Annotated in this window: 20 protein-coding genes; 12 read left to right on the top strand and 8 right to left on the bottom strand. The window is 65.3% G+C overall.

Features of this window, described 5'->3' with window-relative positions:
- The 6 genes from VFH65_RS10175 to VFH65_RS10150 all read left to right on the top strand — a co-directional run.
- Nucleotides 1–457 (top strand): helix-turn-helix domain-containing protein (locus tag VFH65_RS10175; RefSeq protein WP_353321143.1); only part of this gene is annotated, 457 nt, incomplete at its 5' end.
- Between the two features lie 119 nt (nucleotides 458–576).
- Nucleotides 577–891, top strand: a complete 315-nt coding sequence (locus VFH65_RS10170; protein WP_353321141.1) for a hypothetical protein — start codon at nucleotides 577–579, stop codon at nucleotides 889–891.
- Nucleotides 892–949: 58 nt separating this feature from the next.
- Nucleotides 950–3,193: a GAF domain-containing protein gene (locus VFH65_RS10165; protein ID WP_353321139.1), complete on the top strand. Its 2,244-nt coding sequence runs from the start codon at nucleotides 950–952 to the stop codon at nucleotides 3,191–3,193.
- The gene (locus VFH65_RS10160; protein WP_353321137.1) at nucleotides 3,190–3,570 is read left to right on the top strand and encodes a response regulator; all 381 of its coding nucleotides are present in this window, start codon (nucleotides 3,190–3,192) and stop codon (nucleotides 3,568–3,570) included. Before VFH65_RS10165 ends, VFH65_RS10160 begins: the two co-directional genes overlap by 4 nt.
- On the top strand, nucleotides 3,570–4,682 hold the full coding sequence (locus VFH65_RS10155) for an adenylate/guanylate cyclase domain-containing protein (RefSeq protein ID WP_353321136.1): 1,113 nt from the start codon (nucleotides 3,570–3,572) through the stop codon (nucleotides 4,680–4,682). Before VFH65_RS10160 ends, VFH65_RS10155 begins: the two co-directional genes overlap by 1 nt.
- Before the next feature lie 4 nt (nucleotides 4,683–4,686).
- Nucleotides 4,687–6,240 carry a peptide ligase PGM1-related protein gene (locus VFH65_RS10150; protein WP_353321135.1) on the top strand — a complete coding sequence of 518 codons (1,554 nt, stop codon included), beginning with the start codon at nucleotides 4,687–4,689 and terminating at the stop codon, nucleotides 6,238–6,240.
- On the opposite strand, the gene VFH65_RS10145 is transcribed toward VFH65_RS10150, so the two are convergent.
- From VFH65_RS10145 to VFH65_RS10130, 4 genes are all read right to left on the bottom strand, one after another.
- Complete coding sequence (locus tag VFH65_RS10145) at nucleotides 6,237–6,908, bottom strand: SDR family oxidoreductase (protein ID WP_353321134.1); 672 nt, start codon at nucleotides 6,906–6,908, stop codon at nucleotides 6,237–6,239. The two genes, VFH65_RS10150 and VFH65_RS10145, sit on opposite strands and share 4 nt — an antisense overlap.
- 93 nt (nucleotides 6,909–7,001) lie before the next feature.
- Nucleotides 7,002–8,762, bottom strand: coding sequence for an N-acyl-D-amino-acid deacylase family protein (locus VFH65_RS10140; protein WP_353321133.1), 1,761 nt, complete (start codon nucleotides 8,760–8,762; stop codon nucleotides 7,002–7,004).
- A gap of 10 nt (nucleotides 8,763–8,772) precedes the next feature.
- Nucleotides 8,773–9,795, bottom strand: a complete 1,023-nt coding sequence (locus VFH65_RS10135) for an NADP-dependent oxidoreductase (RefSeq protein ID WP_353321131.1) — start codon at nucleotides 9,793–9,795, stop codon at nucleotides 8,773–8,775.
- A 42-nt stretch (nucleotides 9,796–9,837) separates the two neighbouring features.
- Entirely contained in the window at nucleotides 9,838–10,131 is a 294-nt protein-coding gene (locus VFH65_RS10130; RefSeq protein WP_353321130.1) for a DUF4235 domain-containing protein, read from the bottom strand.
- A gap of 150 nt (nucleotides 10,132–10,281) precedes the next feature.
- Between VFH65_RS10130 and VFH65_RS10125 the strand changes: the two genes are divergently transcribed.
- The 3 genes from VFH65_RS10125 to VFH65_RS10115 are packed head-to-tail and all read left to right on the top strand — an operon-like array spanning nucleotide 10,282 to nucleotide 13,108.
- Nucleotides 10,282–10,455 carry a CsbD family protein gene (locus VFH65_RS10125; RefSeq protein ID WP_353321128.1) on the top strand — a complete coding sequence of 58 codons (174 nt, stop codon included), beginning with the start codon at nucleotides 10,282–10,284 and terminating at the stop codon, nucleotides 10,453–10,455.
- Between the two features lie 8 nt (nucleotides 10,456–10,463).
- A complete protein-coding gene (locus VFH65_RS10120; protein ID WP_353321126.1) occupies nucleotides 10,464–11,432 on the top strand; it encodes a TIGR03885 family FMN-dependent LLM class oxidoreductase in 969 nt (322 codons plus the stop codon).
- Nucleotides 11,429–13,108 (top strand): alpha-amylase family protein, encoded by a 1,680-nt coding sequence (locus VFH65_RS10115; RefSeq protein ID WP_353321124.1) that lies wholly within the window; start codon nucleotides 11,429–11,431, stop codon nucleotides 13,106–13,108. Before VFH65_RS10120 ends, VFH65_RS10115 begins: the two co-directional genes overlap by 4 nt.
- Here the strand turns inward: VFH65_RS10115 and VFH65_RS10110 are convergent.
- A complete protein-coding gene (locus VFH65_RS10110) occupies nucleotides 13,101–14,354 on the bottom strand; it encodes a spinster family MFS transporter (RefSeq protein ID WP_353321122.1) in 1,254 nt (417 codons plus the stop codon). The genes VFH65_RS10115 and VFH65_RS10110 overlap by 8 nt on opposite strands.
- A gap of 59 nt (nucleotides 14,355–14,413) precedes the next feature.
- Between VFH65_RS10110 and VFH65_RS10105 the strand changes: the two genes are divergently transcribed.
- From VFH65_RS10105 to VFH65_RS10095, 3 genes are all read left to right on the top strand, one after another.
- Nucleotides 14,414–14,782 (top strand): hypothetical protein, encoded by a 369-nt coding sequence (locus VFH65_RS10105; protein ID WP_353321120.1) that lies wholly within the window; start codon nucleotides 14,414–14,416, stop codon nucleotides 14,780–14,782.
- 158 nt (nucleotides 14,783–14,940) lie between these two features.
- Entirely contained in the window at nucleotides 14,941–17,049 is a 2,109-nt protein-coding gene (locus VFH65_RS10100) for a DUF4185 domain-containing protein (protein ID WP_353321118.1), read from the top strand.
- Nucleotides 17,050–17,053: 4 nt separating this feature from the next.
- Complete coding sequence (locus VFH65_RS10095) at nucleotides 17,054–17,524, top strand: hypothetical protein (protein WP_353321117.1); 471 nt, start codon at nucleotides 17,054–17,056, stop codon at nucleotides 17,522–17,524.
- On the opposite strand, the gene VFH65_RS10090 is transcribed toward VFH65_RS10095, so the two are convergent.
- From VFH65_RS10090 to VFH65_RS10080, 3 genes are read right to left on the bottom strand one after another with little or no spacing between them, the layout of a single operon-like run.
- Nucleotides 17,521–18,390, bottom strand: a complete 870-nt coding sequence (locus VFH65_RS10090; protein ID WP_353321116.1) for a DKNYY domain-containing protein — start codon at nucleotides 18,388–18,390, stop codon at nucleotides 17,521–17,523. The two genes, VFH65_RS10095 and VFH65_RS10090, sit on opposite strands and share 4 nt — an antisense overlap.
- A 16-nt stretch (nucleotides 18,391–18,406) precedes the next feature.
- Nucleotides 18,407–19,000, bottom strand: coding sequence for a M15 family metallopeptidase (locus tag VFH65_RS10085; protein ID WP_414688391.1), 594 nt, complete (start codon nucleotides 18,998–19,000; stop codon nucleotides 18,407–18,409).
- Between the two features lie 47 nt (nucleotides 19,001–19,047).
- A complete protein-coding gene (locus VFH65_RS10080; RefSeq protein ID WP_353321113.1) occupies nucleotides 19,048–20,427 on the bottom strand; it encodes a WS/DGAT/MGAT family O-acyltransferase in 1,380 nt (459 codons plus the stop codon).
- Between the last annotated feature and the right edge of the window lie 3 nt (nucleotides 20,428–20,430).

Below are 20,430 nucleotides of genomic sequence, written 5' to 3'. Positions count from 1 at the left end.
CGTCGAGGGACCGCGCGCAACACTTGCGGCCCGATTCGCCGAAGCCCTCCGTGACGGCGACGCCGCCGAATTGGTCGCCGTGTCCGAGGACTTCGAGCGCATGGGCGACCTGCTGGCGGCCGCTGATGCGGCCGCTCATGCGGCCAACGGGTATCGCCGACAAGACATGCGCGGGTCGGCGTTGACATGCTCGACGCGCGCGGACGCGCTGGCTCAGCAATGCGGCGGCGCCAGCACCCCCGCGCTTCGCCAGGTGAGCGAGCCGTTACCGCTGACCGACCGCGAACTCGAGATCGGCATGTTGATCGCCGACGGAGCATCCAACCGCGCAGTGGCCGAGCGACTGTCGCTTTCGGTACGCACCGTCGAAAGCCACATCTACCGGGCCATGTCGAAGACCGGAACCACCAGCCGCGACGAACTCGCGAACCTGCTCCGCGGTCGACGTCGCGGCTAAGTAGGACAGCGCCCACCCGGGCGAAATTGCAGTGGTCCGCTACTGAATTCACCGCACCTGACGCGACCGACGCTCTAACTGCGGAGATACCGCACCAAACGCACCAGAAAGACAGGACCATGAAGAGCTTCCTACTCAGTTCCCTCGTCGCAGGCGCACTCACCGCGACAGCGCTCGGACTGACTGCAACCGCCAACGCCGCCCCGGCAGGACCGTCATCCGTCGATGCCACGATCGACCAGCTGAAAGCACAGGGCTTCGACGTCATCGTGAATCGCGTCGGCACCGCTCCGACCGAGCAGTGCACGGTCAGCGCGGTCCGCCCCGGCCAGACGTTCTCACGCACCGACACCGGATCCGGCCAGCCCGGAGCCTGGGACCAGCTAGTCACCACGGTGACAAGCAACACCGTCTACGTCGACATCGTCTGCTGACCTTTCGATCGCAAATTGTCATTGCCCTGACCAGACCAGCGAAAAGGCAGAAACTGACATGAGCGTCGAAGGGGGAACCTTGGCCGATTCGAGCGAACGCACGTCCCGCACCTCGAGGGCCTCTTTCCGGCAACACCAAGAGTTGCGGGACGCCCGCCACCAATCCGCGGCGAGCCGCGAGATCCTCGCGGCTCTCGGCCGGGCGGCGGCCAACCCCGGGGACGTCCTGGACACAGTCGTCGAGAACGCCGCGCGCCTGTGCGGCGCACATGCCGCCCAGCTGTACCTGCTTGACGGCGACGTGTTCCGCCTGTCGCGTGTCTCCGGCGAGATCCCGGCGGACTATGCCAAACACCTGCAGGATGTCCCGCTCGCCCGCAACCGTTCGTCGGCAATTGGGCGCGCGGCCGAAGACATGAGCACCCATCACATTCCCGACGTACTCAAGGACGCCGACTACGGGCGCAGCGACCTGCAGAAACTCACCGGTTTCCGCACCCTTCTGTCCACGCCGATGATCCTGGAGGACGAGGTCGTCGGCGTGCTATCGATGTGGCGGACCGACGTCGCGCCCTTCGACGACCGCGAACGCGAACTCCTCGAGGAGTTCGCTGCTCAGGGCGCGATCGCGCTGCGACTCGAGTCAAGAGGGGCCGAGCTGGCCAGCAAGGTCGATCAGCTGGAGGCGCTGCGCGAGGTGGGCGAGGCCATCGGTTCCAGCCTCGACCTCGACGAGGTGCTCGATCAAATCGTCACCAACGCGGTGCGGCTCACCGGAACCGACGGCGGTTCGATCATGGAGTACGACGAGGCTGGCGATTGCTTCCACGTCAGAGCCGCTTTCGGCAGCAGCCCCGAACTGCTGGAACAGCTACGCGCAATCACGATCCATCGCGAATCGACGCTCGTGGGTCAGACCGCTCTGGAAAACCAGCCCCGCGAGGTCCCCGACCTGTCAAAGGCGGACCTCGACCCTCACCTGGAGGTCCTGTTCCGCGACGGCTGGCGCTCGGTGCTCGCGGTTCCCATGCTGCGCGGCGACAAGATCGTGGGCGTGCTGGTGATCCGGCGCAGGAGCACAGGCCCGTTCCCACCCGACATGACCGAGCTGCTCCAGACTTTCGCCAGCCAGTCGGCGCTGGCCATCGTCAACGCACGCCTGTTCAGGGAGTTGCAGACCAAGACCAAAGAACTCGAGATCGCCAGCCATCACAAGTCGGAATTCCTGGCCAGCATGTCCCACGAACTGCGAACCCCGTTGAACGCGGTGATCGGCTTCTCGGAGGTGCTACTGGACCGCATGTTCGGCGAACTCAACGAGCGCCAGGACGAGTACCTGCGCGACATCTGGAACTCGGGCAGGCACCTCCTCGAGCTGCTCAACGAGATCCTGGACCTGTCGAAAGTCGAAGCGGGTCAGATGGTGCTCGAGCCCACCACGTTCAGCGTCGAAAGCGCCCTGGAGTACTCACTTGCCATGGTCCGCGAACGGGCGACTCGGCACGCCATCACCGTCACGGTGGAGGTCGCCGAGGACGTCGGGACGGTCGAACTCGACGAGTTGAAATTCAAACAGGTTCTGCTGAACCTGCTCTCCAACGCCGTCAAGTTCACGCCCGACGGCGGCAGCGTTTCCATCCGCGCCTACCGCGAGGGGACCGCACTCACCGTCACGGTGACCGACACCGGCATCGGGGTGGCGCCCGAGGACCAGGAACGGATCTTCGAATCCTTCCAACAGGGCCGCCGCGGAGCCCCGAAGGAGGAGGGCACCGGCCTTGGACTGACGCTGTCGCGACGCCTCGTCGGCCTGTTCGGCGGACGGATGTGGCTCGACAGCACGCCCGGCGCCGGAAGCACGTTCGGCTTCTCGATCCCTGGCCTGTTCGAGCGGCAGCAGGAGGCCATTTCCCCGGGGAACGGGAAGCTGCCGGTCATCGTCCTCGTCGACGACGACCGCGCGTCGCTTGATCTACTCGAGGCCTACCTGGACGGTTCACCCACCCGGGTGCTGCGGGCCCGCGACGGCGTCGAGGCTCTCGAGGTGATCCGCGGAGTTCTGCCGGCCGCGGTCGTGCTCGACATCAAGCTGCCACGCCTTGACGGCTGGCAGGTGTTGGCCGAACTCAAGGCTGACCCCGTCACCGCCGTAATTCCGGTGGTGATCGCCTCAGTCGTCGACGATCGGCCTCGCGGTCTGTCACTCGGTGCAGACACGTATCTGCTCAAGCCAATTCGGCGCGACGAACTGGTCGACGCCCTGACACACGTCGGCGCTCTGACCAAACCAGAGGCATCGTGACGCCGCGCCGAATCCTCGTCGTCGAGGACAATCCGCTGAACCTCAAACTTGTCCGTGACGTTCTGCAGGTCGCTGGCTACCACGTCATCGAGGCCCAGTCTGGGGAAGACGGCCTGCGCGCCGCCAAGGAGAATCCCCCAGACCTTGTCCTGATGGATCTCCAACTGCCCGGCATCGACGGAACAGAGACGCTGCGCAGGCTGAGGCAGGACGGCCTGGAGCCGGACGTCCCGGTGGTCGCCGTCACCGCCTTCGCGATGGCCGAGGATCGGGAGCGTGCCACTCTGGCCGGCTTCGACGGCTATGTCGAGAAGCCGATCAGCGTGCGAGCACTACCCGGTCAGGTCGAGGCGCTCCTCGCGAGGCGGACGCAGTGATGGACCGGCCCGTGACGGTGTTGGGCGTCGACGACCAGCCTGCCAACCTGAGGCTGCTCGACGCGGTCCTCACTCCGCGCGGCTATCGGGTTATCACCTCGGCCTCAGGACCGGAAGCGCTCGCGTTGCTCGAAACCGAAGATGTCGACCTCGTGCTGCTCGACATCGTGATGCCGGGCATGGATGGGCATGAGGTGTGTCGCAGGATCCGGTCCACGCCTGCGACGGAATTCCTTCCCGTCGTGATGATTACGGCCAGCGGAAGTGAACAGCGCCTGGCCGCCCTCGAGTCCGGCGCCGACGACTTCGTCACCAAGCCGTTCGACAAGAGCGAGCTGCTCGCCAGGGTGGCGTCGCTGGCGCGGATCAAGCGGTATCACGACACCATCCGGCGTCAGACCGACGAGCTCACCAAATGGAACATGGAACTCGAGACGCGCGTCGCCAGGCAGGTCGCCGAGCTGGAGCGCACCAACCGGCTACGCCGATTCTTGTCACCACAGCTGGCGGAGCTGGTGATCAGCGATGAGAACCTGTTGGGCAGCCATCGCCGCGAAATCGTGGTGGTGTTCACCGATCTCAGGAACTTCACGCCCTTCGCCGAAGCCAGCGAGCCCGAAGAGGTGATGGGCGTGCTTGCCGACTATCACCGGGCCATCGGGTCGTTGGTGCACGCCTACGAAGGCACGCTCGAGCGGTTCACCGGCGACGGCATCATGGTGTTCTTCAACGATCCGGTCCCATGCGACGACGCCGCCGAGCGCGCCGTCCGGATGGCGTTGGAGCTGCGCGACGCCGTCAAAGCCCTTTACGCACAATGGTTCCGGAAGGGCCACGACCTGCCCGTCGGAATCGGGATCGCCCAGGGCTACGCGACCCTTGGCAGAATCGGCTTCGAGGGCCGTTTCGACTACGCGGCCATCGGCAGTGTCACGAATCTTGCGGCACGACTGTGTTCTGACGCAGGCCCCTGGCAGGTGTTGGTCACCGACCGCGTGCTCGCTGCCACCGAGCACGTAGCCGTATCGGAAATGGTTGGCGATATGCAGCCCAAGGGATTCAGTCGCTTGGTGCGGGTCCACAACATCACCGGGCTCAAGAAAGACGGGTGAACTCATGACACAGCTGTCGCACCTCGACGAACAGGAGCGCTACCGCTGCTTCGACGATCTGCAACTGTCGATGCCACAGGTTTGGGAGTCGATGCGACGCGGCCTGCCCGACGAATCGGTCGTCGTGGTCCCGTCGATCAGCATCGAACGCACCACGCCGGGCAGCGGAACCGTTATGGCGGCTCTGGAGGAACGCGCGCTGTTTCTGCTCCTGCTACTCCGCCAGCCGAGACTGCACATGATCTACGTGACATCGCAGCCGATATCCGAATCGATCGTCGAGTACTACCTCGGATTGCTTCCCGGGGTCATCCCCAGCCATGCCCGCGCCCGGCTCACGCTCGTGCCGGTCGGTGACGCCTCGACCGACCCGCTCAGCGCGAAACTGCTTGCGCGGCCGCGACTTCTGCGGGAGATCCGGGCGCTGATCCCCAACGCGGCCCGCTGCCACCTGATCCCGTACAACACCACACCACTGGAACGCGACGTCGCCCTCAGCCTGGGTATCCCGATGTACGGCTCGGATCCGCGGCTTGCGGACCTCGGCAGCAAGACCGGCTGCCGCAGGACGTTCGAGGAACTCGGGGTGCCATGCCCGGTCGGGGCGGAGGACCTGCACACGGTCGACGACATCGTGGCCGGCGTGCAGAGCATGCGCGCGAGGCGGCCGACGCTGAGTCAAGCGATCGTGAAGCTCAACGAGGGTGTCTCCGGGGCAGGCAACGCCCTTGTCGATCTGAAGGGCCTGCCCGCCGCCGGCTCGTCGAACGAGGCGGCCGCGATCACCGACTGCCTGCTGGCCATGCAACCGGAGGCCGAAGACCTTGCTGTCGATGCATTCCTGGCCGCGTTCGCCAAGCATGGCGGCATCGTCGAGGAGCGGATCACCGGAGCCACGCTGACGAGCCCCAGTGTGCAGATGCGGGCACTGCCCGACGGCACCGTCGAACTGCTGTCCACCCACGACCAGGTTCTCGGTGGCGCGAGCGGTCAGAAGTACCTCGGCTGCGTGTTCCCGGCGAGTCCCGAGTACGCCGCGGCCATCGCAGAGCCAGCGATGGTGATCGGGCGGCACCTCTCGAAGCTGGGCGTGCTCGGCCGGTTCGCGGTCGATTTCGTTGTGGTACAAGATGATAGCGGCGCATGGACGCCGTATGCGATCGAGCTGAACCTCCGCAAGGGCGGTACCACCCATCCGTTCCTGACCCTGCAGTTCCTCACGGACGGCTGCTATGACGGTGAGCGCAGCGTGTTCCTGACCCCGGCGGGCACGCCCAAGTACCTGGTGGCCACCGACCACTTCGAAGACGTCCGGCTCAAGACGCTGACCGTCACGGACCTCTTCGACATCGTGGTAGACCACGGCCTTCACTTCGACCAAGCCCGTCGTACCGGGGTGGTGTTCCACATGATCAGCTGTCTCACCGAATGCGGTCGCGTCGGCCTAACCGCCGTCGGAGACGACCCCGAGGATGCATGGCGGATCTACCAGGAGGCCCAATCCGTTCTTCTGAAGGAGGCGGATCTGGCGCTCGAGGACGTGGCCGTAATCGGTTAGCCGGACAGTTGCGCCTTTGCGCTCCTTGACAGTTCGTCAGCGAGAATCTCGGTTTCACCGGCGAACAAACCGTCGAGTGCCAGCTTGGCAACCACCGCCGGATCGATCTTCTGGTCGGCAGGGATGTAGCTCACCATGTCGGTGTCCATATAGCCGACGTGCAGCGCAGCCACGTGCACGCCGCGCGGCGCGAGTTCGGTGCGCACCGCATCGGTCATCGCCCATGCCGCCGCCTTCGCCGCGGAATAGGCACCGGACGTCGGCACGTGCAACCACGACAAGACCGAAAGCACGTTGAGAATGGCCCCGCCGCCGTTTCGCTCGATGATCGGCGCGAACGCTCTGGTGACGTTGAGGGTGCCGAAGTAGTGCGTGTCCATCTCGAGTCGGATGTCCTCGATCAGCCCTGTGAGCAACTGCGCGCGCGTCGACACCCCTGCGTTGTTGACCAGCACGGTGACATCCGTTGCGATCTCGGCGGCACGTCGCACCGACTCCGGATCGGTAATGTCGAGCTGGACGGGGACTACACCAGGAAGGTCGACGCTTTCCGGCCGCCGCGCCGCTGCGTAAACCTTGGCGCCGCGCGCCACCAGCTCGGCGGCGAACTGCCTGCCCAGTCCCCGGTTGGCCCCTGTGACGAGCGCGACTACTTGTTCTTGACTCATGACAACCTCCGCAGATCGATCAGTGATGGCCAGTTCTTGACCGTTCCGTCCAATAAACGCCGATGCGGCGGCAGATCATCCCTGGCGCGCCGATCACCTCGCGCCGCGCACCAATCGACCGGGCCGTGCGCCGGTGTCGGCACTGTCGCGGCGGGTGACCACGCCACTGACGATGGTGGCCGCATAGCCGCTGGCACCCTGGACCAATCGTTGGCCGCCCGCGGGCAGGTCATAGGCCATTCGCGGCGCGTGCAGGGTCAACGCAGCCATGTCGATCACGTTGACGTCCGCCTTCTTGCCGGCCTCGATGGTGCCGCGGTCCGTCAAGCCGAAAAGCTGTGCTGTGTCATGGCTTTGCTTGCGCACCACGTACTCCAGGGGGAGCTTCTCACCGCGGTGGCGGTCGCGCGCCCAGTGAGTCAGCAGGAACGTGGGATAGGACGCGTCACAGATCAACCCGCAGTGCGCACCGCCGTCGGACAGGCCGACGACTCCAGCGGGGTGGGTGAGCATTTCGCGAATCGCGTCGTGGTTGCGATCGGAGTAGTTGAAGAACGGCAGCATCAGCATGGCGCCTGCGTTCGAGTCCAGCATCAGGTCGTAGAGCACGGCCAGCGGATCTTCACCGCGTGCCTGGGCAATCGCCGCGACGGCGCGGTCGGGCGTCGGCTCGTAATCGGGCGGCTCACCGAGTACGTACAGCCGATCCAACGAGTACTGAACCAGCAAGTACATGGCGTCGAATTGCAGCGCCGGATCCGGCGGAAGGTCGGCCTCCGACAGGATCGCCGCCTTGACGTTCGGATCGGCGAGCGTCGCCGCAAGCTCGTCACGCCCCAGTTCGGACTTCAATTTGCGGTATGTGGGCCGATGCGTGAACGCGTGGTGTCCAGGAAAGCCGATCAGCATTCCGAATGGCCGCGCGGCGACCTGTGGATACAGCGGAGAACCCTGCGCATGCGCCGCGGCGGAAACCTCCAACTGCTCACGCCAGAGAGTCGGCGCGGCATCCACTTGGATCAGCGCGAACGAGACCGGCCGATCGATTTCTCCGGCAAGCCTTTTCATCCATTCGAGCTCGCGTTTGGGAGCCACGATGTCTTCGCCCGCTGAGCCTTCCGGCGCGAGCTCGAACACCGCACGGCCACCCGCCGCCATCGCCCGGCCAAGACCGAAGAGTTCATCCTCGGCGGCGAAGGTACCGGGCACCGGCTCACCGTCCATGGCCTTGTGCGCGATGGTCCGTGACGTCGAAAAGCCCAGCGCGCCTGCCTCGATGGCTTCGCGCACCAGTCGGCCCATCGCGTCGATGTCCTCCGGCGTCGCCGGCTCGTTGCGGGCGCCACGCTCGCCCATCGCATAGGCGCGGATCGCGCCGTGCGCGACCTGGCTGCCGACATCGACTGCGAGCTCCCGCTTCTCGACCACGTCGAGGTACTCCGGATAGCTCTGCCATCCCCATGAGATGCCTTCGGTGAGCGCGCTGCCTGGAATGTCCTCGACACCCTCCATCAGCTCGATCAACCACTCTTCGCGCCCGGGTGCGACGGGCGCGAATCCCACACCGCAGTTGCCCATGACGATGGTCGTCACGCCGTGAGCACTCGACGGTTCGAGCAGGCTGTCCCAACTGACCTGGCCGTCGTAGTGGGTGTGGATGTCGACGAATCCGGGCGCGACGACCCGCCCTGTCGCATCGATGGTCTCGCGGGCCTCACCTTCCAGACCCGGGTCGGCCTCTCCTCGGCGGCGCACCTCGACGATCCGGCCGTCCGCGATGCCGACGTCGGCGAGATAGCGGTCGGCACCAGTGCCATCCACCACCGTGCCCCCTGTGATCTTGATGTCGAACACGGCGGCCTCCTCAAGCCCGGGTGGGCTCATTGACTTTGACGAGCATCTTGCCAATGTTGACGCCGGTAAACAGGCCATTCAGGGCATCCACGCAGGATTCGATGCCATCGAGGATGGTCTGGCGATGCACGAGCCGGCCGTCGGCCTCCCACTGACGCAGCGCCGCGAAAGCCTCGTCGAACTGGCCCCACTGGTCGAGGGCGTTGAAACCCTGCATCGACGCGGTCTTCGCCAGGAGGTTCACGTAGTTGACGGGACCCGGGTGTTCACCGGTCAGATAGCTGGAGATGACACCGCACAGAACCACACGTGCCTTATGGGCAAGCCGGCCAAGCACCGCGTCGAGGATCGGCCCGCCGACGTTGTCGAAATAGACGTTCACTCCCTGCGGGCAGTGCTGCTTGAGCGCCGCGGGCAGGTCCCCCTGGCGATAGTCGATGCACGCGTCGAACCCGAAGTCTTCGACCACCGCCCGGCACTTTTCCGGTCCGCCCGCGATACCGACCACCCTGGCGCCGGCGATCTTCGCGATCTGGCCGGCCACCGACCCGGTGGCCCCCGCCGCGGCCGAGACCACCACCGTCTCCCCCGGCGCTGGCTTGCCGATGCCGTTCATCCCGAAGTACGCCGTCGCGCCGGTCGGCCCGTACACGGACATCGCTGCCAGCTGATCCACTGCGGGTCCCGGTACGGGAGTGGTGAATACGTCGTCGCGACTGATGACGTACTCCTGGAATCCGGTGAGCGTGGTGACCACGTCGCCGACGGCATAGGCATCGCAGCGCGACGCCACGACCTCGCCGATTCCGGCAGCCCGGATGACTTCGCCCAGCTGCACCGGCGGGAGGTAGCCCGGCTGATCGTTGAGCCAGGTGCGCGCTGCCGCATCGATGCCAACGTAGGTGGTGCGGACCAGCGCCTCACCTTCGGCCGGTACGGGCGCCGGCGAGGTGACCAGCTCGGTGTCCTCGGGTTGGACCAACCCGGTCGGGCGTCGACGCAGCACGATTTGGCGGTTGGTCAGCTCGGCCACGATGGCGAACCTACCGAACTCGCCCGCTTTCCATGGATCTATTCAGTCGCCTGGCCACTCACCGGTCCATCGCTCGAACAGGCGGGCGCCCTGGCGATCGATGACCGTTTTCACCACAGAGAAAATCGCGCCCTGGATGGCCGCTGCCACCAGGATCTGTTTGAACGGATACTCCGTCTCCAGCGGCTTCGGCGGGTCCGGTTTGTCGCCAGGTGCCGCATGCTTCCAAACCTGCTTGAAAATGGACCCGGCTATCAGTCCGCCGATGATGGAACCGGCAAGACCCATGGGGCGGTAGAGGATCTTCGCTGCCGTATTCGACGTGTTGCTCGACACTTTCGCCTCCTTGAAAGTCGTTGGGCGATGGGTGAGCAAGTACCCGGCATCGCTGCCGTTGAACCCGCGACGTTTGGGGATCACCTGGTGAGGTACCCCGTACCGGGACCGTCGGCCAGACGACCGAACCCCGCGAAGTAGGAGCAGGACATGAGCGCAACAGATAAGGCCAAGAACAAGGCGCAGGAACTCGGAGGCAAGGCCAAAGAGGCGGTCGGCAAGGCCACCGGCGACCGGGAAACCGAAGCCAGGGGCAAGGGCGATCAGACGAAGTCGGATCTCAAAGGCGCAGGCGAGAAGATCAAGGACGCCTTCAAGAGGTAGTCAACTGCATGGCGGTCATCGGTTTTCATTGTTCGCACGAGCAGATCGACCCCGCACGGCTGCTCCGCGACGTCCAGCACGCCGAGCAAGCAGGCTTCACCGCGGGGATGTCCTCAGACCACTTCAGCCCGTGGAGTGAGCGTCAGGGCGAGTCGGGTTTCGCGTGGTCTTTCCTCGGCGCCGCGCTGGCCACCACCAACCTGCCCTTCGGGGTGGTCAACGCGCCCGGGCAGCGCTATCACCCTGCGATCATCGCCCAGGCCATCGCGACACTGGCGCAGATGTTTCCCGGTCGCTTCTGGGCGGCGCTCGGTTCGGGCGAGGCCTCCAACGAGCGCGTCACAGGGCAGGAGTGGCCGCGCAAGGAGGTACGCGATGCGCGCCTCGTCGAGTGTGTCGACGTCATCCGACGTCTGCTCAAGGGTGAGGAGGTCAGCCACAGCGGACTCGTCCACGTCAACCGGGCGCGGCTGTGGACGCTGCCCGAGACCGTCCCCGACCTCGTCGGTCCCGCCGTCACCCCGGAGACCGCGGCCCGCCACGCCGCATGGGCCGACGGCCTCGTCACCGTCAACCAGTCGAGGGAGACGTTGAGCAAAGTCCTGGATTCCTACCGTGACGCGGGTGGCCGCGGGCCCGCCCGCCTGCAGATCCACCTCAGCTGGGCGCCCACCGAAGACGAGGCCGTCGCGATCGCTCACGACCAGTGGCGCAGCAACGTTTTCTCGCCGCCCGTCTGCTGGGACATCGAGACGGTGGAAGCGTTCGACGTCATCGGCGAGAAGGTCACCCCCGAGCACGTGCGCCAATCCGTGCGGGTCTCAAGCGATCTCGGTCAGCACCTGGAGTGGCTACGCCAGGACATCGAGCAGGGCTGGGAGGAGCTGTACCTGCACTTCGTCGGCAAAGAGCAGGCCCGCTTCATCGATACGTTCGGCGAGCACGTGCTGCCACAGCTGACCGCGGTGAACGCATGAGGCGCAGCGACACCGGCGACCTGTGGTGGAAGAACGCCGTCTTCTACTGCGCGGATGTCGAGACGTTCTACGACGGGAACGGTGACGGCTGCGGCGACCTTCGCGGTATGACCGAGCGCCTCGAGTACCTCTTCGACCTCGGCGTTACGTGCTTGTGGCTCATGCCTTTCTACCCGACCGCCCGCAAAGACGACGGCTACGACATCACCGACTTCTTCGGTATCGACCCGCGGTTGGGCACGCACGGCGACTTCGTCGAACTCGTGCGCACAGCCAGGGCGACCGGCCTGCGGGTCATCATCGACTTCGTCATGAACCACACATCCGATGGCCATCCGTGGTTCAAGTCCGCCCGCCGCAGCACCGACGACCCGTACCGCGATTTCTACGTGTGGAGCGCGACCAAACCCAAATCGAGCCGCAAGGACGTGGTCTTCCCCGATCAGGAGGACAGCATCTGGGAACGCGATCCGCAGACCGACGAGTGGTACCTGCACCACTTCCTCAAACACCAACCCGACCTCAATATCGCCAATCCCAAGGTGCAGGAAGAGGTTTCACGCACACTCGGATTCTGGCTCGAGCTGGGGGTCTCGGGATTCCGCGTCGACGCCGTTCCGTTCATGTTTGCCAAGGACGGCGCACCGGGAGACCCCGGTGTGTTCGACGCCAACCAGTACCTGGGCGACGTGCGCAATTTCGTCACTCGCCGACTCGGGGACGCGGTCTTACTGGGCGAGGTCAACCTTCCCTACAAGGACCAGCTGACGTTCTTCGGCGGACCCGACGGTGACGGGCTCAACATGCAGTTCGACTTCATCGGCATGCAGGCGATGTATCTCTCGCTTGCTCGGGCCGACGCGGGTCCTATCGCCGACGCTTTACAGCAGCGACCCCAACTCGACCTGACGAGCCAGTGGGCCAACTTCGTGCGCAACCACGACGAGCTGACGCTGGATAAGCTGAACGACGATGAGCGCCAAGAGGTTTTCGACGCGTTCGGCCCCGAACCGGACATGCAGCTCTACGGCCGCGGGCTGCGCCGACGGCTTCCCTCGATGCTCGGCGGCGACCAACGTCGGATGCGGATGGTCTACTCGCTGGCGTTCTCGCTTCCCGGCACACCCGTGCTGTTCTACGGCGAGGAGATCGGAATGGCCGAAAACCTCAACATCCCAGGGCGATTCGCGGTTCGCTCGCCCATGCAGTGGACCGCCGGTCCCAACGGAGGTTTCTCCAAGGCCGACAAGCGGCGCGTCACCCGCCCCGTCTCCGACGGTCTCTACGGTCCCGACCGCGTCAACGCCGCCGACCAGCGCCACGACCACCAGTCCTTCTGGTGGTTCATGCGCAACCTCATCTACACGTATCGACAACAGCCGGAGATCGGGTGGTCGACGCCCGAAGTCTTGAAGCAGCCCAACTCCGCGGTCCTTGCCCACGTGTGCCGGGAGAGATCTGGATGGGCGATGGTGGCAGTGCACAACTTCGGGGCCGACAAGGCCATGGTGCCGATCCAATTGGATGAGGTGCCGCCGGGATCAGTTCTCGTCGACCTGCTCCACGGACTCGGGGAGCACGAACTCGACCCCAAGGGCCGCATCGAGCTCGATATCGATGGCTACGGCTACCGGTGGCTACGCCTGCGGCGGCCGGAGGACCAGCCGATCATTTAGGTTGCTCCTCGACGATCTCGCGGACGAACCGTCGGCTGGCCACCAAATAGCAGAGGACGGCCACCACCTGTATCGCAGGCACGATGAGCAGCGCGCGACCCAAAGCCATGTTTCCAAGGTCGGCTTTCAACGCGTCACTGATGACGCCCGTCACGAACGGCCCCGCCGCACCGACGACCGCGCTGAAGAACAGAAAGATCGCCGAGGCCGTCGCCCGTTGCTCGGGGCGCGCGAGGCGCTGAATGGCGGCGATGGACGGTGCCATGTACGCCGTCCCGACGACATAGCTCAGCGCGATGAACCACACGCAGAGCAGCCGGTTGTCGACCACGAATGCCAGGGCCGAGAAGGGGATCATCGCCGCGGTCATCAGCGCCACCAGCCATAGCAGCCAACGAGGGTCCTTGCGCGACAGCCGATCTGCCAATCGGCCGACGAGCAGCAACCCCACAATGCCGGTCAGGCCGCTGGCAAGCCCGTACTGCAAGCCGACCTCGCCCAGCGACATGCCGCGGACTCGCACAAGGTATGCGGGAGCGAACGCCGTCAACGAGTATCCGGCGACGGAAATGCACGCAGCACCGGACACGATGGCGAGATAGCTCGGCTTCTTCAGCAGATCCCATGCCTTGGCGGAGTGCTCATCTGGGCGCAGTTTTTCCGCAGGCATATCCTGGCGCCGCCCCAACACGACGATCACGATGGGTGCGACGAGGACGCTGATCGCGCCCATCACCACGAAAGCCGTTCGCCAGCCCAGCGATTCGGCCAGCAGCCCGCCGCCGAGGAGACTCGCTGCGCTTGCCAGCGGGATCGACATCGTGATGACGGCCAGCGGGGCCGCGCGACGCTCCGGCGCGAAGTTGCGCGCCACGTAGGCATGCGCGGCAGGTGTGCTGCCTGCCTCCCCCACCGCGACGCCGACCCGCGTCAGCGCGAGCTGGAAGCCGGACTGCACCGCTCCGCCCAGCATCGTCATCGCGCCCCACAACGTCAGGCACACCGAAATCACCAGGCCGAACGCACCGCGGTCCGCGATCCGCGCGATCGCGATGCCCAAGACCGCGTACACGATGAGGAATCCGAATCCGTTGATGACGCCGAGAGCCGTGTCCGAAAGCGCCAGTTCGGTCCTGATGGGCTCGGCCAGAACGGCGGGCAGGAAGCGGTCGGCGTAGTTGAGGGTACCGACGATCGCCAGAAGCACGACGGCTGCCCAGGCGCGGCGCGGCCCATGCGAAGTCATCGCGCCGAAGCTTCACAGATCGCGTCGGCGATGTCACGCATCTGGTGTAAAAGGAAGCAATGGCACAAGCAGGTCTCTGGGTGGCTTGGGGGATTCCCGCGCGCGGTCGCGAAACGCAGGCCCTCGACCTTCTCAAGGAGACGACTACGGGGTACCTCGAACGGCTGGCCCAAGACGGGCGCATCGAGCGCTTTGACACCGCCATCCTCAAACCGCAGAGCACCGAGCTGGGCGGCTTCATCCTCATCCAGGGCAGCCAGGAGCAGATCGACGCGCTTCGTCGCGACGCCGACTTTGCCAGCTGGGTCACCCAAGTGCAGCTGGTCGCCGACCGGGTCGGCATCGTCGACGCCTGGGTCAACGACGGGCTCGGCGACGCCATCGACCTCTACCAGCAGGCTTTGCGAAAGGCCGGCCTGGACCGGTAGCCACGCCGTTGGCCGTTCCCGCAAAAGTCCACCAAGATCAAAACCACAGCGACCTCTGGGGTTTGTGGGACATTTGTCCCTTTTGCTGTGGGCCGGATCGGCGTGCTATCTAATAGGCCTAATTGACGGGGAGGGGGATTGCGTCTTGGAGGGAAATCATGGGAGCAGCCAGTTATGTGGGACGCGTCGGCGGTCTAGCCGTCGCCTTGGGTGTCGGGACGGCGATCGCCACCGGGCATGGCGTGGCATCGGCCGAAACGACCGACTCGCCATCGCCGCCGCCCACTAACTCCTCTTCCACTGATCTCTCGTCGACCAGCACCACTTCGGTCGACTCGACGACGACCCCAGAAAACACCGAACCCGAAGAGTCGGAAGCCACGACCACCGAGACGACGACGTCCACCACCGTCGCCGGTGGAGTGGTGAGTGCCCAGACCAATACGGGGACTTCGGGCACCCTTCCGGAAGAGCCGACGGAGCCTACGGAGACCGAGGAGCCTTCGGCGACCGAAGAGCCCACCGAGACCGAAGAGCCCGCGGAGCCGACCGAGGCCGAGGAGCCGACTGCGGACCCGGACCCGGCGACGTCGAACAACAACAGCAACACCGCGTCCAGCACCGCGCCGGACCCGACCAGCGCGACCTCTGCCCGCACGGTCCAATCGCTGCCAGACCCGGCATCGACGCTTCAAGAGCCCCACAACGTCGCGGTGTTCGCCGATGCGCGCACCCTCGCGGCGGCCGGGCCGGTGAACGTCTCGCCGATGATGGCCGCACAGGCCGCCCAAACCACGTCCCCCACACCGGCGGTGGCACCGGCGGCCGCAGCACCGCAGGACCTGCTGACGGCTGCGGTCAACGTCGTCTCGAGCGTCGTCAACTGGGTGCTGAACCCGCTGGCCGGCGCCGCACCGACAACACCCGCTCAGCCGCCGTTGATCTGGGGCCTGCTGGCCTTCGCACGTCGCGAATTCGAGAACTTCTTCAACGCGCTGAGCGGACGGTCCACCAACACCACCAATCTCGCCGCCTCCCAGACGACAACGAGTCTTGCGCTCGCGGCGGCCGCGGTCGACGACCCGTACCTTCCGTTCCCCAACGCGCAGGTCAGCCCGTCGACGCAGTTCGTCGGATGGGTGACGGGCCCGTACGTGTACTCCAATCCACTGCTGGCGAATACGGTTGGGCGGTACTCGGTTTGGGGCACCGATGTCGGAACCATGTGGGACAACGGGATTCCCGACGACCCGACGACGCTGATCAACGAACACCAGATCCTGATCGCCCTCGGCGACACGTTCAGCGGCGACAACATGACCGGCGCATGGCGGTCCAACACGATCTTCCGCAGTTCGGATATCAACCTCGCGAACGGGATGGAGATCCCGAACGGCCAGTGGTTCAACGGGAACATGTTCGGCGGCGCGCCGCTTGGCCCGAATTCGACCACCGCGAGGCAGGTCATCTTCCCCGAGGGTCTGCCCGCCGGGGTGACGCTCATCCCGACGGCAGGCATCTCCGTTCCCGTCGCGGGCTCGCGGTTTGGGGCAATTCAGTACGTGAGCTTCATGTCGGTGTCGCAGTGGGGCGCTCCGGGACAGTGGACGACGAACTACTCCGCGATCGCATGGTCTGACGACAACGGCGAAACCTTCCACGTCGCACCGAGCACCGTGCGGTACAACCAACCGTGGGGCGGTAACCAGAACTTCCAGCAGTCGGCGTTCGTGCGGCCCGGCGATGGTTACGTCTACATGTATGGCACGCCGAACGGCCGGCAGGGCGCCGCCTACCTGGCGCGCGTCGCCGAGCGAGACATCCTCGACCTGACCAAGTACGACTACTACAGCGCCGGCTCGCCGGGCGGGTGGTTCGGATGGGGAGCTACGCCCGCGGGGTGGCACAGGAACAATCCAGCGGCGGCCACCGCGGTCTTCGGACAGGACACCGGGGCGTGCGGCGTTGCCAACGCGGGCAACCAGGTCAGTGAGATGTCGGTGCAGTACAACAAGTCGTTGAACAAGTACGTCACGCTCTACGGCGACCAGTTCAACAACATCGTGATGCGGACATCGGACACCCCGCAGGGGACGTGGTCGTCGGCAAAGGTGTTGATGCCGCAGCAGAGCGGCGGAATCTACGCGCCGATGATGCATCCGTGGTCGCCATCCACGCTGGGCACCGGCACTGACCTGTATTGGAATCTGTCGCTGTGGTCGGAGTACAACGTGATGCTGATGCGCACCGACCTCACGAAGGTGTAGACCGGTGAAGAGCGCGGCGTTCGCCGTGTCGGCGCTGGCCCTGGCGCTTTCGCCAGCGGTTGCTTCTGCGGACCCCGTTGCGCCGCAGTCGGATTCACCGTGCTCGTCGAACTACGCCGACGCGATGACGCTGCCTGCGGGCGCCAGGCTGCCGTTGGTGTGCCAGGACGGCCGCTGGCAGGCCCTCACGTCACCTCAGCCGCCCAGCGACCGATGGCTGAGCTACGGTCCCGAAATGACGCTGCACGGCGAGGGGCGACGCAATCCGAGCGTCAAGTCGGGCGAGTGGACGGCGACACCACAGGATCCCAACAGCCGGTGCCGCGCAGAGCAGTCGGCGGTCGTCAGCCCAGGCGTGGTCGGACCACCACAAGTGGCCGAGGGCCAGCCGGGCCAACCGCTTGAGGTTCAGTTGGTGCCGAGACTGTTCGACCTGCAACTCGGCGGGAACTGCCTGTGGGAGCGAAACGCCTAGTTGTTGAACCTGATTGACGTTTCGTCGCAGTAGGTTACGGCGCGGTCGGGCGGAAAGGTCCGCGGATCGGCGTTGGCGATGACGGTCAGCCGGTAGTAGGCACGCTGTTGATCGGCCGAGCATTCGAAGTCCGCGTTCAACACGCGGAACGTGCGTGGATCGGCACCGTCGATCGGCTTGCCCATCCAGTAGACATGCCTGTCGTCGCTCGCGTACGGCCCGTCGAGCGGGCGCAATGATCCACGGTCCGCGTCCGCGATCTGCTCTGCGAAATAGAAGGTGCGCTGGGCGTCTCGGGAATACGCGCCGGCAAGCACCTCAAACGTCGCCGGGTCGGCACCGGTGATCGGGTTGCCGTTGACGTGGACGGTGCGGCGGTCCTTCGTGAACAAGTAGTGGTCCTGGTTCGACACGATTGTGAAATGTGCGGGATCGTCGGAGAGCACGCTGCCGTCGGACCAATACACGTCCTTGTTGTCCTTGGCCAGGCCGCCGTCGAGCAGTTCGAAGTGGGCCGGGTCATCGCTGATCGGCCGGTCCTGCAGATAGACGTGCTGACGGTCCTTGAAATAGCCTGGGCGGTCGAGCAATTCAAAGCTTGCCGGGTCGGCGTCGGGAATGGGCCTGCCTGTGAAGTACACGGTTGACTTGTCCCGCGCGTAGGTCCCGTCGAACGTCTCAAACGACGCGGCGTCTGCTCCGGCGATCTCGGATGCCTTACCAGGGAAGCCGACCAGGTAGTACACCTTGTTCTCGCGAACGTGATACCCCGGACTGTCGAACCACGAGTTCGGCGGCTTGTCCTGGCTGCATGCCGGCACGAGCGCCACAGCCACGATGCACACCGCTGCAAGCAAGCTCCGCATCGGGGAATCAAATCACCTAATTCACGGGCACATCGACGATCGGGCGCTTGACGTCGGCGTCATCGGTGTCGAAATGCCACCACTCGCCCGAATACACGCTGAGCCCGCCTGCCGCCATCGCCTCGCGCAGTCGGGCCCGGTTCGCCTGCGCTGTCGCGCTGACGCCGTCGGTGGCGAAGGCTGTGGCGCGCGGCGAGAACTCGTCGAAGTCGGTTCCCATGTCGGCCCGGGCGATCGTCACGTCGACCGAACGACCCGTTTCGTGGCTGCTTGAGTACGGCCCCGGCCTGGCCACCCAGGCAGGGTTGGAGACCGCGTCGAACATCTGCACCTGGACGTGGTGTGGCCGGTAGCAGTCCCAGAACACCAGCACGTCGGGTCGCAGCGCCTCGGCCGCGGCGGCTAGGCCCGCCGCCATCGATTCGTGCACAAGGCAACGGGCATCGGCCGGATACATCGGCGTGCCGACGAAGTTGTTCGACGTCGCATAGCGCAGATCGATGACCGCATCCGGCACCACGGTTCTCACGTCGACCAGCCCAGCGGCGCGCGCCTCCTCGGAAACGGGCGCAACAGGCGGGGACGCCGCCGCAGGCGGCACTGCGCTCATCGCACCGGACAGCACAATGCAGCCGACGACATACCGCAGACTGTTCATCAGCCAGCCGCGTGCTGAATCTCGTCGAACGCCCGGATGAACGCATCGGTCGCATCGTGTGTGTCGATGAACGTCTGATCGTCCGCCAGTACCGAGATGTTGACCTGATCGACGTAACTCCACACCGTGACGTTAATAGCCGATCCAGCGGCGAGCGGCCCGACCGAGTAGATCTCACTCACCACCGCCCCGGTGATGCGACCCCGTTCGCGCGGACCTGGCACGTTCGAGACGATCACGTTGAACAGCTGATTCGGCGCCTCCCGCCGCGACGACCACCGGAAGATGTTTCGCGTGAGCGTCGGCGGCACGTACTCCAGCCACTTGCCGACCGTTTCCGGTCCCAGCAGTTCGTAGTCTTCCTTCGCGATTCGCGTCGACGTCTGAACCAGGCGGACGCGCTCGAGTGGGTCATCCACGTGGACGGGCAGCGATACCAGCATGGTGGCCAATGCGTTACCGGAGATGCGGTCGGGTGAGGTGTCGGTTGCGGCGGGCACCGACGCGATGAGCGGTTCCGGTGCTCCCCCTTCGTAGTTTTCGAGCAGGTCGCGTAGCCCCCCGGCCGCGATCGCCAACACCAGGTCGTTGATGGTGACGCCGAGGCGCTTGCTGGCGCCTTTGACATCGGCCAACGACAAAGTCGCACTCGCGAATGTCCGACCCTGTGACAGTTTGTGATTCAGGAAGGTCGGAGGCGGGTGGAAGCGGCTGGCCAGGTCGGGTTCACGACGGCGTTGCCGCGCGCGTCGCTGCATGCGGTAGACGCCGAGCGCTCCGTCCCGAATCACAGACGGCAACTCCGTCATCTTGTCAAAGTGGTCTCGGCCGGCGGCTCGTATCAGCTCGCGAGTTGTGGGAGTGTTTGCGGGCCTTGGCAATTCCCGTTCGGTCAGTGCGGAGTCGGGCCACTCCATCGCGCGCGCCATGAGGTTCGCCGATGCGATCCCGTCAGCCAGCGCGTGATGTACCTTGCCGATCACCGCGACTCGGTGATCACCGAGGCCCTCGACGTAATACAACCGCCACAGCGGTCTATCGCGGTCCAATGGCGTGCTTGCTATCTTGCCGATCAGCGCGTCGAGTTCGCGCCGACCGCCGGGAGCCGCAACGCGGACCGGACGCACGTGGTCGTCGAGGTTCAGCTCGCAATTCTCGAGCCACATCGGGCGGTGTAGCCGAAAAGGAATGTCCACCAGTCGATAGCGCAGCGGGTCGAGCAGATGGAGGCGACTGCGCAATGTCTCACGGAAGATCTCGAAACTCGGTTCGCCCTCGAACTCCGACGTGTCGACCACCGCCAACTTGACGGTGTGCTGATGCACGTTGGGTGTTTCGCTCGACAACAGCAGTGAATCCCAACCGCTGAGTCGCTTCACGGA

Source organism: Mycobacterium sp., from assembly GCF_035697385.1.
GTDB lineage: Bacteria > Actinomycetota > Actinomycetes > Mycobacteriales > Mycobacteriaceae > Mycobacterium.
The sequence above is the reverse complement of the archived record's forward strand: the minus strand, read 5'-3'. Positions and strand labels throughout refer to the sequence as shown.